Source organism: Hirschia maritima DSM 19733 (genome assembly GCF_000378345.1).
GTDB lineage: Bacteria > Pseudomonadota > Alphaproteobacteria > Caulobacterales > Hyphomonadaceae > Hirschia > Hirschia maritima.
Genome location: NZ_KB899544.1, coordinates 424,009 through 436,225 on the forward strand (window position 1 = coordinate 424,009; position 12,217 = coordinate 436,225).

At 44.9% G+C, this 12,217-nt stretch carries 10 protein-coding genes; 7 read left to right on the forward strand and 3 right to left on the reverse strand.

Annotated elements, in window-relative coordinates; all coding sequences use genetic code 11:
* Nucleotides 1-28 precede the first annotated feature (28 nt).
* The 6 genes from F551_RS0101895 to F551_RS0101920 all read left to right on the forward strand — a co-directional run bounded on the left by F551_RS0101895 (nt 29) and on the right by F551_RS0101920 (nt 9,203).
* Nucleotides 29-1,186, forward strand: coding sequence for an alkaline phosphatase D family protein (locus F551_RS0101895; RefSeq protein WP_018995782.1), 1,158 nt, complete (start codon nt 29-31; stop codon nt 1,184-1,186).
* A gap of 227 nt (nt 1,187-1,413) precedes the next feature.
* Nucleotides 1,414-2,610 (forward strand): ADP-forming succinate--CoA ligase subunit beta, encoded by a 1,197-nt coding sequence (gene sucC / locus F551_RS0101900; RefSeq protein ID WP_018995783.1) that lies wholly within the window; start codon nt 1,414-1,416, stop codon nt 2,608-2,610.
* A gap of 5 nt (nt 2,611-2,615) precedes the next feature.
* Nucleotides 2,616-3,518 (forward strand): succinate--CoA ligase subunit alpha, encoded by a 903-nt coding sequence (gene sucD, locus F551_RS0101905; RefSeq protein WP_018995784.1) that lies wholly within the window; start codon nt 2,616-2,618, stop codon nt 3,516-3,518.
* 76 nt (nt 3,519-3,594) lie between these two features.
* Nucleotides 3,595-6,600: a 2-oxoglutarate dehydrogenase E1 component gene (locus F551_RS0101910; protein ID WP_018995785.1), complete on the forward strand. Its 3,006-nt coding sequence runs from the start codon at nt 3,595-3,597 to the stop codon at nt 6,598-6,600.
* Nucleotides 6,601-6,633: 33 nt separating this feature from the next.
* Nucleotides 6,634-8,115 carry a 2-oxoglutarate dehydrogenase complex dihydrolipoyllysine-residue succinyltransferase gene (odhB, locus tag F551_RS0101915; protein ID WP_018995786.1) on the forward strand — a complete coding sequence of 494 codons (1,482 nt, stop codon included), beginning with the start codon at nt 6,634-6,636 and terminating at the stop codon, nt 8,113-8,115.
* 149 nt (nt 8,116-8,264) lie between these two features.
* Nucleotides 8,265-9,203 (forward strand): hypothetical protein, encoded by a 939-nt coding sequence (locus F551_RS0101920; protein ID WP_018995787.1) that lies wholly within the window; start codon nt 8,265-8,267, stop codon nt 9,201-9,203.
* 169 nt (nt 9,204-9,372) lie between these two features.
* Here the strand turns inward: F551_RS0101920 and F551_RS0101925 are convergent, their stop codons facing one another.
* Nucleotides 9,373-9,975: a hypothetical protein gene (locus F551_RS0101925; RefSeq protein WP_018995788.1), complete on the reverse strand. Its 603-nt coding sequence runs from the start codon at nt 9,973-9,975 to the stop codon at nt 9,373-9,375.
* Nucleotides 9,972-10,286, reverse strand: a complete 315-nt coding sequence (locus F551_RS0101930; RefSeq protein ID WP_026296599.1) for an autorepressor SdpR family transcription factor — start codon at nt 10,284-10,286, stop codon at nt 9,972-9,974. Before F551_RS0101930 ends, F551_RS0101925 begins: the two co-directional genes overlap by 4 nt.
* Nucleotides 10,287-10,469: 183 nt before the next feature.
* On the opposite strand from F551_RS0101930, the gene F551_RS0101935 reads away from it, so the two are divergent.
* The gene (locus F551_RS0101935) at nt 10,470-10,937 is read left to right on the forward strand and encodes a DMT family transporter (RefSeq protein WP_051089140.1); all 468 of its coding nucleotides are present in this window, start codon (nt 10,470-10,472) and stop codon (nt 10,935-10,937) included.
* On the opposite strand, the gene F551_RS0101940 is transcribed toward F551_RS0101935, so the two are convergent.
* Nucleotides 10,934-12,082: an acyltransferase family protein gene (locus F551_RS0101940; protein WP_018995791.1), complete on the reverse strand. Its 1,149-nt coding sequence runs from the start codon at nt 12,080-12,082 to the stop codon at nt 10,934-10,936. The two genes, F551_RS0101935 and F551_RS0101940, sit on opposite strands and share 4 nt — an antisense overlap.
* Nucleotides 12,083-12,217: the final 135 nt, after the last annotated feature.

The window sequence follows — 12,217 nt, forward strand, 5'->3', positions numbered from 1 at the left end:
TTAAACCTGTTTGGGATTGGAGATCGTAATGCGTCAGTTTTTATTGGCCGGATGTGCGGTGCTTGGGCTGAGCGCCTGCGTGCATACTGAAGTAAGTAAGGTTGAAGCTCCAGCAACTTCGCCTCAGGAAGCGTTGCGTTCGTATTATGCGACCTTTTCCGATAGCCAATTACCGACGGCATCGTTCAGCCCCAAACTTGCTGCTGACAAATTAGTTCAGCGTGTGATTGTTGCTTCCTGTATCAATGAAGAAAAAGATTTATCAAGCATCGCGACCATGGCTGCAGAGAAGGCTGATTTAACGCTTTTGATCGGTGACAATGTTTACGGCGATATGGATATGGTTCGTAATTTCGTAAACAACGAAGCTGATCTTGCGGAATTGCGCTCCAGCTACCAAGAGTTGGCGGATGATGAAAATTTCATTGCTCTTCGTAAAGCGCGTCCAATGTTGGCTACGTGGGATGATCATGATTATGGAGCCAATGACGCAGGAAGTGAATTCCCATTCAAAGAGTTTGCAGAACGCATTTTTGAACGCTTCTTTGACGTGGATGAAGAGGTAGCCGAGCGTCCCGGTGTCTACTCTTCTACAATCAGTGGACCAGATGGGCAGCGCCTCCAAATCATTCTGACTGACACGCGCTTTTTTCGTTCTGAATTAACACCGACTGACGATCGGGGTGCTAAAGGTAAAGAGCGATATCTTCCGTCGACTGACCCACAGCAAGATATGTTAGGGGAGGCTCAGTGGAGCTGGTTAGAAGAAGAATTGCGCAAGCCTGCTGATTTGCGTTTGCTTGTCTCTTCAATTCAAGTCATTCCGACAGTTCACGGATGGGAAGCTTGGTCGACCATGCCAAAAGAACGAGAGCGTTTGTATAAATTGTTGGCCAAAACAGAAGCAAAAAACACGATTTTTGTCTCTGGAGACCGTCACACTTCTTATCTCTATAAGGAGGAAATAGATGGAGTTGGACCGGTGTACGAATTGACGTCTTCTTCGGTCAATTCTGTGTTCGCAAGAACTGCGATTTCGGATGAATATGACACGAACCAAATCGGTGATGGATACACATTTGCCAACTATGGTGCGATCGATATTGATTGGGATAAATCGACTGTAAAATTGTCGATCATTGATGAAAATGGCCAAGAAGTATCTGGCCAAAATGTCGAGTTTTAGGGCGTTTTTGCTGATTTTCTGCTCGTGAACTGAAATTTTTTCAAATTTTTTTTTGCGAGCAGTTTACGACAGAATAGGGCTGTTAGCGCTAACGAATTACCTAACAGTTAATCAGGTCTTAATAATCCGCTTTTTACCGACCAAAGTCCGGTTGTCAGAAGGGTGCTGAATGATATAAACCGCGAGTAATCAGGGGCTTTTTCCTCGCTTAGATTAGGCGGTTTTCTATGAATATTCACGAGCATCAGGCCAAGGCCGTTCTCAAAGAGTTTGGCGCACCCGTCGCGGACGGTGTAGCTGTGTTTTCAGCAGATGAAGCAGCAGCTGCAGCTGACAAGCTTCCAGGACCTCTCTGGGTTGTGAAATCCCAGATCCACGCAGGTGGCCGTGGTAAAGGTAAGTTTAAAGAGGCTGATGCCGGCGAAAAGGGTGGTGTACGCCTAGCTTTCTCTAAAGAGGAAGTTATTTCAAACGTTGGTCAAATGCTTGGTAAAACTTTGGTCACACACCAAACTGGACCAGCAGGTAAGCAAGTTAACCGTATCTACATTGAAGATGGTGCGGACATCAAAACTGAGCTTTACCTTTCTCTTCTTGTTGACCGTGCTTCAGGTCAGCCAGCTTTTGTTGCTTCAACAGAAGGTGGGATGGACATTGAAGAAGTAGCTGAGTCTACACCAGAGAAAATTATCACGCTTCCAATCGATCCTACTGCAGGTGTTACAGACGCTGACGCAAACAAACTTTGTGACGCTCTGGGCCTTGAGGGTACTGCTCGTGAAGATGGAATTGCTCTTTCAAAGATCCTTTATAAAGCGTTCATTGAAAAAGACATGGACATGCTTGAGATCAACCCACTGATCGTGATGGAAAACGAACGTCTTCGTGTTCTCGATGCTAAAGTTTCTTTCGATGGAAACGCATTGTTCCGTCACCCAGACATTATGGAACTTCGCGACAAGACTGAAGAAGACGAAAAAGAAATCGAAGCGTCTGAGTGGGATCTAGCCTACATCGCGCTTGAAGGTACTATCGGTTGTATGGTGAACGGTGCTGGTCTTGCTATGGCCACAATGGACATCATCAAGCTTTATGGTGAAGAGCCAGCTAACTTCTGTGATGTTGGTGGTGGTGCAAACGCAGAAAAAGTTGCTGCTGCATTTAAAATCATCATGAAAGACCCTGCTGTTAAAGGTATCTTGGTCAACATTTTTGGTGGCATCATGAAGTGTGATGTTATCGCTGAAGGTGTTCTTCAGGCTGTAAAAGAAACAAACCTTGCTGTTCCATTGGTTGTACGTCTTGAAGGTACAAACGTGGAAAAAGGTAAAGAGATCATCGCCAACTCTGGCTTGAACGTGATCCCAGCAAATGACCTTGATGACGCTGCACAAAAAATTGTTGCTGCAGTGAAGGGAGCTTAAGTCACATGTCTATTCTTATCGACAAAAATACAAAGATCCTAACTCAGGGTATGACTGGTAAAACCGGTTCTTTCCACACAAACCAGGCTCTTGATTACTTCGGTACTCAAATGGTTGGCGGTATTCACCCGAAAAAAGGTGGCACAAACTGGACATCTGACAAAGGTCAAGAATTGCCAATCTTTGCATCAGTTGCTGAAGGTAAAGAGAAAACTGGTGCTGATGCATCTGTAATTTACGTACCACCAGCAGGCTGTGGTGCAGCTATCATCGAAGCTATCGAAGCTGAAATCCCATTGATCGTTTGTATCACTGAAGGTGTTCCAGTTCTCGACATGGTTGATGTGAAAGCTAAACTGGACAAATCAAGCTCACGTCTGATTGGACCTAACTGTCCTGGTCTGATGACACCAGAACAGTGTAAAATCGGTATTATGCCTGGTTCTATCTTCAAAAAAGGTAGTGTTGGTGTGGTTTCTCGTTCAGGTACACTGACATATGAAGCTGTTTACCAGACATCTGTTGAAGGTCTTGGCCAAACATCTGCTGTCGGTATCGGTGGTGACCCAGTTAAGGGAACCGAGTTTATTGACGTTTTAGAAATGTTCTTAGCTGACGATGAGACAGAATCCATCATCATGATCGGTGAAATCGGTGGTTCAGCCGAAGAAGAAGCCGCTCAATTCCTGAAGGATGAAGCTAAAAAAGGTCGCAAAAAACCAATGGTTGGTTTCATTGCGGGTCGTACAGCTCCTCCTGGACGCACGATGGGTCACGCTGGTGCTATTGTATCTGGCGGTAAAGGTGGCGCGGAAGACAAGATCGCGGCGATGGAAGAAGCAGGTATCACTGTTTCCCCAAGTCCGGCACGTCTAGGTGTCACTATGACTGAAGTGCTGAAAGGCTAAAGTAACGCAACGACAAGACGGCCAGGCTGAGGCTTAAATCACAGTCTGGCCGTTCTTGTACTAAGGACGGTTAACCATGACGAGCCAGTCGGCATCGGCAGACACAGGGCGCTCTGAACAGAACGCCGCAATGTTAGACACAGATTTTCTCTACGGAGCAAATGCTGTTTATATCGAGCAACTTTATGCTCAATACGTGGATGATCCTTCATCAGTATCCGCAGATTGGCGCAACTTCTTTGATGAAGTCGGCGATCCAGCTCAAGCTGCAAAACAGGCAGCGAATGGCCCCGCTTGGACGAACAAGAATTGGCCAAAAGCTAAATCAGACGAGCTGATTTCTGCATTGGATGGTGATTGGGGTAAGATCGAACCGGCCCTTAAGTCCAAACTGGAGAAAAAAGGAAAATCTGCTCCTGCAGGTGCTCCGGCCTCTGGTGCGACGAAAGAACAAATCAACCAGCAAGTTCAAGATTCCATCAAAGCTTTGATGATGATCCGCGCCTACCGTATTCGCGGTCACTTGGCAGCAAAACTTGATCCGCTGGGAATTGAGAAACCTAAAGAGCACCCAGAATTAGATCCTAAAACATATGGCTTCATGGAAGCTGATATGGATCGGGAAATCTATATTGATCACGTTCTGGGGCTTGAATATGCAACGCCTCGCAAAATCCTTGAGATTCTAAAGCGGACTTATTGTTCCACTTTTGGTGTGCAGTTTATGCACATTTCAGATCCTGAAGAAAAAGGATGGTTGCAGTCTCGTATCGAAGGTGAAGGCAAAGAGATCGCCTTTACTGCTGAAGGTAGCATCGCAATTTTGACAAAGCTTTTGGAGGCTGAAACATTTGAGCGTTTCCTCCACAAGCGTTATCCTGGTACCAAGCGTTTTGGTCTTGATGGTGGTGAAGCTGCTGTGCCTGCGCTTGAGCAAATCATCAAACGCGGTGGTGCGCTGGGCGTAGATGAAATCATTCTTGGTATGCCACACCGTGGACGTTTGAACGTTCTAGCTGCTGTGATGGGTAAACCATACCACATCATCTTCAATGAATTCCAAGGCGGAAACACGCAAGGTGCTGACGAATTTGGTTCAGGTGATGTGAAATATCACCTGGGTGCATCATCAGACCGCGAGTTTGACGGTAATTCTGTTCACTTGTCACTAACCGCGAACCCATCTCACTTGGAAGCGGTGAACCCAGTTGTACTCGGTAAAGCGCGTGCAAAACAAAGCTTTGACCTGTTAGAAGATACTAAGGCTGAGCGGACAAAAGTGATGCCATTACTTCTTCACGGTGATGCGGCTTTTGCTGGGCAAGGTGTTGTTTCAGAGTGTTTTGCTTTGTCTGGCCTATCTGGATATCGCACAGGTGGAACAGTCCACTTTATCGTGAACAACCAGATTGGTTTCACGACTAGCCCGAAATATTCGCGTTCTTCGCCATATCCGACAGATGTTGCGTTGCAGGTGCAAGCTCCGATATTCCACGTGAATGGAGATGACCCTGAAGCGGTTGTGCATGCCGCAAAAGTAGCAACAGAATATCGTCAGAAATTTGGTAAAGATGTTGTCATCGACATGTTCTGTTACCGTCGCTTCGGTCACAATGAAGGTGACGAACCGATGTTTACGCAGCCATTGATGTACAAGAAAATCAAAGGTCACAAGTCAACGCGTGAGTTATACTCGGATGAGTTGATTAAGCGCGGTGTGATTACCCAAGAAGGTGTGGAAAAGCTAGTTAAAGACCTTGAAGTCTTCTTTGATGAAGAGTTTGAAAAAGGTAAAAACTATAAAGCTGACAGCGCTGATTGGCTTGATGGTGCTTGGTCTGGTCTTGGTCTTCCAGAAGATAATGATCGTCGTGGTCAGACATCTCTTGAGAAAGATCGATTGGAAGCAATTGGTAGCCAGCTCACGAGAATTCCAAATTCAGTGAATGCTCATAAGACTGTTAAAAAGGTCTATGATCAGCGCGCTAAAATGATCTCAACAGGTGAGAAGATTGATTGGGCAACAGCCGAAATGCTGGCGTTTGGTTCGCTTCTTTCTGAAGGGTTCCCTGTGCGTTTGTCTGGTCAGGATTCTGGTCGTGGTACATTCTCGCAACGTCATTCTCACATAGTCGATCAAGACACTGAGAAGCGCTATACACCATTGCGTTCGCTTCGACATGAGCAAGCTGACTATGAAGTGATAGACTCTGCTTTGTCTGAGGAAGCTGTACTTGGTTATGAGTATGGATATTCTCTGGCTGCTCCAAACACACTTACACTTTGGGAAGCGCAATTTGGTGATTTTGCCAATGGTGCGCAGGTCGTGTTTGACCAATTCTTATCCTGCGGTGAGCGTAAATGGCTGCGGATGTCTGGACTAGTTTGTCTTCTACCTCACGGTTATGAGGGGCAGGGACCTGAGCACTCTTCAGCGCGTCTTGAACGTTTCTTGCAGCTTTGTGCACAGGACAACATGCAGGTTGCCAATTGTACAACACCTGCAAACTATTTCCACATTTTGCGTCGTCAGATTCACCGTGACTTCCGTAAGCCACTCATTCTGATGACACCAAAATCTCTATTGCGTCATAAGATGGCGACATCAGCTCTTGCAGATTTAGCGGAAGGTTCTTCTTTCCACCGTGTCTTGTGGGATGATGCGGAGACAGAAGGTCGTCAGGCAAAAGTGGAATTGGTGAAAGACGACAAAATCCGTCGTGTCATCATGTGTAGTGGTAAAGTTTATTACGACTTGTTTGAAGAGCGTGAAAAACGCGGCATCAATGATGTCTACTTATTGCGTGTTGAGCAGCTATATCCATTCCCGGTTGGTCCGCTTATGGAAGAATTGCAGCGCTTTAAGAATGCCGACATGGTTTGGTGTCAAGAAGAACCCAAGAATATGGGATCTTGGTCATTTGTAGATCCAAATATTGAACGCGTACTCGAGAGACTTGAAGCCAAGTCTACAAGAGCACGATATGTCGGTCGCGCTGCGTCTGCCTCAACAGCGGCAGGAACAATGGGCTTACACAAAAAAGAACTAGCTGCATTCCTTGATGCAGCATTTGAAGAGTAGCACGTCCGGAAAGGACGTTTGAAGGAGGTCAAGATGGCCGATATTACGGTCCCAGTACTGGGCGAAAGTGTTACAGAAGCAACGGTTGGCTCTTGGGCTAAAGCGCCAGGCGATGCGGTAGCAAAAGACGAAGTGCTTGTTGAGCTAGAAACAGATAAAGTATCTGTGGAAGTGTCTGCAGCTGAAGATGGTGTTCTGACAGAAATTCTCGCTCCTGAGGGTGAGAATGTGGAGATCGGAGCACTTCTAGGTCGTATTGGTGCTGGTAACGGTGCTGCTGCAGCTCCATCAGCGCCAGCAGCAGAGAGCGCAGCTCCTGCAGCATCAGGTTCTGGTGAACAAGTCAAAGTTGCTGTGCCAGCGATGGGTGAAAGTGTCACCGAAGGGACATTGTCCCAATGGTTGAAACAACCAGGTGAAGCAGTTGCTCAAGACGATCCAATTGCCGAAATTGAAACAGACAAAGTTGCTATTGAAGTACCAGCTCCCGTAGCAGGCGTTCTTTCTGAAACTTTAGTGACTGAAGGAACAACTGTTGAAATCGGAACTGAAATAGCAGTGATCTCTGCAGGTGCGGCAGCAAGTTCAACTCCAGCTGCAGCTCCAGCTGCGGCGGCTCCTGCGGCATCAGCTAGTTCAGGTGCTGCGGTTGCGCCATCTGTTCGTCGTATCTCAGCAGAAAACAGCGTTAATCCAGCAGACATTCCTGGCACAGGCCGCGGCGGTCGTGCAACGAAAGGGGATGCTTTGAACTTTATCTCTCAAGGTGGTGCTCAGCAAGCGGCTGCACCATCAGCAGCATCACGTGAGCTTGGTCCGAGAGAAGAGCGTGTGAAAATGACACGTCTTCGTCAGACAATTGCACGTCGTTTGAAAGAAGCTCAAAACACTGCAGCCATGCTGACAACATTCAACGATGTTGATCTGACTGAAGTCATGGCAATTCGTAAGAAGTACAAAGATACTTTCTATGAAAAACACGGCGTGAAACTTGGCTTTATGTCATTCTTCACAAAAGCTGTTGTTCATGCGCTTAAAGAAATTCCGGCAGTAAATGCTGAGATTGATGGCACAGACATCATTTACAAGAATTACTATGATGTCTCTATGGCAGTCGGAACAGATAAAGGTCTAGTAACGCCTGTTATCCGTGACGCAGATGCGATGAGCTTAGCTGGTATCGAGCGTGAGCTTGGTCGTTTGGCTAAATTAGCGCGTGATGGAAAGCTTCAGTTATCTGACCTTCAGGGTGGATCATTCACGATTACAAATGGTGGTGTGTATGGTTCTATGCTGTCTACACCAATTTTGAACCCACCGCAGTCTGGTGTGCTTGGACTTCACCGTATTGAACAGCGTCCAGTGGCGATCAATGGTGAAGTTAAGATCCGTCCGATGATGTATCTCGCTCTATCTTACGATCACCGTATCGTAGATGGTAAGGAAGCTGTGACATTCCTTGTTCGCATTAAAGAGAACTTGGAAGATCCAGAGCGACTATTGCTTGATCTCTAAGGATTGAGAATATTTCTAATAGAAGACCCATCGAAGTAATTTTCGGTGGGTTTTTTTGTGTATTATGTCGAAAATTGGGGTGTAACCAGCTTTGCTGGGCGTTTGTTAGCATGTTGATTTTTGAATAAGGTGATTTTTGAGGTATTTAAATGCGTTTTGAGGTTTGCGTTATGGCTTACGCGTTGGGGCTCGTTGCATGTAGTGGTGGCGGAGGCTCTAATAGCAGTGAGAATACGCCAACTCCCATCAGTACACCAACTGCAACATCTTCGATTAAATATTTCGGATATTCAGCTATTGCATGTGATCATGATGATCCGTTGGATAATGAAGTCAAAATTGATTACTCTGACGAAGTGTCGGGATTTACCAATGCCAATCAAGTTTGTGTCACCGGTGATTTCGATGCATTGGCAACGCGGCTGTCTGAAACCGCCGCTCAGTACACTCCAGTGTTTTACATAGAGCCAGTCTTTTTTCAGCTCAATGGAACGCAATTGGAGGAAAATCCAAATTCGGCCATTCTGTGGAATGGAGTAAAACAAGCTATCACCAATAGTGGTGTTTCCCCCGATGAGTTGATTTTTTACATTGTAGATGAACCGACGCATCGAGGTTTGGATCTTTCACATGTTGCTACTGCGATAGATGCCGTGAAAACAGAATATCCAAACTCAAAAATCATGATGATTGAAGCCTATCACGGTCCAAATGCACCTACGATACTGGCTCAAGTCGATTTGTGGGGCTTTAACGCTTATACAATCGAAGACCCTGCAGAGGAGCCGCTCTATACCAACTATCTGGATATGGCCTCTGAACGTCTTGAAGATCATCAAAGTCTAGTGATGATTATGGATGCAAATCACACTCCCATTCACGAGCAGGCCGGTTTAAGTGAAACAGATATGGCTGATGTTGCTACCAATTATCTTAATTTAGCTCAAAGCAGAACGGATATTAGTATGGTTCTAGCCTATACATGGGCTGGTGGTATTGATCATTTGGATGAAAAAGGGGTCAGAAATTTACCGGAAAGTGTGCAAGAAAGGCACCGAGAAATCGGGCGTTTAATACTCGGGAATTAGTCTAAATGAGTGCTTTGAGTTTTTACTGCTATTGATGAAAAGCAAGCTGGGGCTCGCATCATAGAAAGCATGGAAGACTGGAAAGCAGTTATTGTATGGTTTTGAAATCCGAAAAAGAGAAAAGCCCGCCAGAGGATTGCGGGCTTTTTTGTTGGGTGTTGCGTTACCTTTAAACTAGTTGACGTTTTACTTTTGAGCAGCGCCATAAAATGTAAAGGCACATAATAGCGAAGGCAGAAATTGATGAGCCTAGCGCGATTGTTTTACTTGGAACCAACAACCAAATCACAACAAATGCCAAACCAAATAGGAAGGTTGCTTTGCTAGAAGCTCGGAAACGAACATCTCTGAGATGCGTTTCTTCTGGTGTTTTGCCTGCTGGTGGAAGTGTTTTGGTCTGGAAATTTGCTAGCAACATGATGAAGAAGCCATAATAAGCCATGTCAGCGCGTTCTAAAGTGGGGGAGCCAACCCAGCCTGAATTAAAAGCAAACAGAAGACTTTTATCCAATAATATGTAGGCCATGGTTAGAAGAACGCACCACATAAGAAATGGTCCGCTGCTTTTGTGCTTTTCATCTAGCTTTGGCATAAACTTTAGAGCAAAACTGCCTACCCACATTATTGAGACAAACCCAAATACAGCGACAGGTTTGGGTAATCCAAACTCACCGAGATTGATGACGTCATTTACTCGCCAATCAACGATCGTTATGCCGATGAGTATGAGTGTGAGAATAAAAAAAGCGATTAAATAGGTACGAAAACTCATTGGTCCGCCTCCTTAGGAAAGGTTTCAGGTGAGGGGTCTTCTTGGTTTGATGGTTTTATTCCGAATGTTTTGGAGAGACTGAGAACAGCATCTTCCAACACAGTCAGTTTTAGTCGGTAGAAAACTTGCTTGCCGATTTTTTCTGTTTGGACGAGATCAGCTTGTTTCAATACGGACAGGTGAGCCGACATTGTCGGCTGAGAGAATGTAAAATGTTCTCCGATATCTCCAGCACTCATTGGTTTACTCTTCAAAAGCTCGAGTACTTTTTGGCGGGTAGGATCGGAAAGGGCTTTGAATATATTGTTCATGAATCGATATATAGCTAAATAACTATATAATTATCAACATGCATAGCCGGTTGGCTATATGAACAAGTGTGCTGGATTGATATTGAGCTAAAAATAAAGACATATTTCGCGCTCCCAAGGTGTTCAAGAGTGTGAATGGCTTGTATGTTTTCTTTGCGATTTTTAAGTTGGCTAGTATTTCAAATGACCATTACAAATTTTATGATTGGCTCGACCTTGCTTCTGTTTGCTGCAGGGTTTGGAATTCCAATGATGGCAAATTTGAATGCTGGGCTGAATGTAAAGCTCTCTAGTCCTTTTGCAGCTGTTGTCGTACTCACTTTGGTAACATTTGTTACGAGTTCAATTGTACTAATGTTGACGCATGGCGTGGGATATTTGCCAAAGGCAAATGACTTTAACGCCATCCCTCCGGTCTATTTTTTGGCCGGTGTTTTTTTTGTATTTTACATCACATCAGTGACATGGGCAGCACCTCAAATTGGGTTGGGAAATGCAATTTTCATAGTTTTGTTGGGGCAATTGACTAGCGCGACAGTCATTGATCATTTTGGATTGTTTGGGGCTATCCAATCTTCCATCACGCCCAAACGTATTCTCGGTTTGGCCGTAATGGTGATTGGAATTATATTAGCGCGTAAAGAGGTTTAGCCTCTGAATTTTAAGCCCAAAAATGGTCTCAGAATTACAGTTTTTCGTATGAGAAACTCTATCGCGATGCACCCATATACTGTGATCAATAAAACGCCCAGGAATTCTGTCCAAGCACCCAAATTGAGTTGCGTAAGGTGAAAACCGGCAATTACGATGAGTGTCTGGTGCAGAATGTAATATGGGAAAATAGCTCTATTTAGATAGGTCAGTATTTTACTTTCCCGATTGAGGAAGCGCTGTGCTAAACCTAATAATGCAGCAATTACAAACCATGCATATAAAACGCGGCCCGCACGTGCCAATTCTAATTGCCACTGAGGTGCTGTGGTGCTGAAGGTGTCCCAGTCTAGCCAAACTAAGGTGAGCACAGATGCGAGTACTAATGAGCTCACTAAGCAGGTAGGCAAGGCCTTATCAATCGCTTTCCAGAAGGTTTGATTCTTAGCGAAAAAATATCCCAAGAAAAAGAACGCTAGGCTATTTGCATGATTGGCCCAATCACTCACTAAATCATGTGTCGTTGGGAAATGCGGGGTAAGTGTGAAGCGAATTATCAGGAATGGGATTGGTACTAATATTAATACGCTGATCCAATGTTCAAAGCAAACTTCAATCGCTCTTTCAACAACAGGATTCACAAAACGTTTTAGAAAGGGAAGAAGTAGAGCTAAGAATAGTCCATACACAAAGACGTAGACGACATACCATAAATGGTTCCACGTCGGGATACTCACCGAGTAATCTTCTGAACCAACTAGATAGATTTGCCAAAACTCTAGCATGCCCATACCAATCTCGTTTTGATATTGTAGTTGATAATAGGCCTGCGGCATGACGATTACTGCCATTCCAAATAAAATGGGCAGAAATAGACGATAACTTCGGATTGCTGTGGCGTGGATAGTTGATTTTTTATCGGTAAAAAAGCGAAAAGCTATGCCTGAAATAAAGAAGAGTAGGGACAAACGCCAAGGGTTTAACAGCCTCATCAGCCAGTGTGCATCAGAAGAGGAATACTGGCTTTTCACGTGCCATCCCCATTCAACATAGAACATGCCGATATGATAAAATATAAGTAGACCAAAAGCGATGACGCGCAGCCAATCCAGATCATAACGGCGTGTAAGCGGTGAAGTAGACATAAGACCTCTCAAATCTGATGTTTAATTGAGTTATGAGAAGGTGCTAGTTGGTGGGCTGCACATAAGAGAGTTGTAAATGATCAACGGTGTTCTCTTGTGATGAAAACACCCATAATACAGCGTATTCGGGATAAG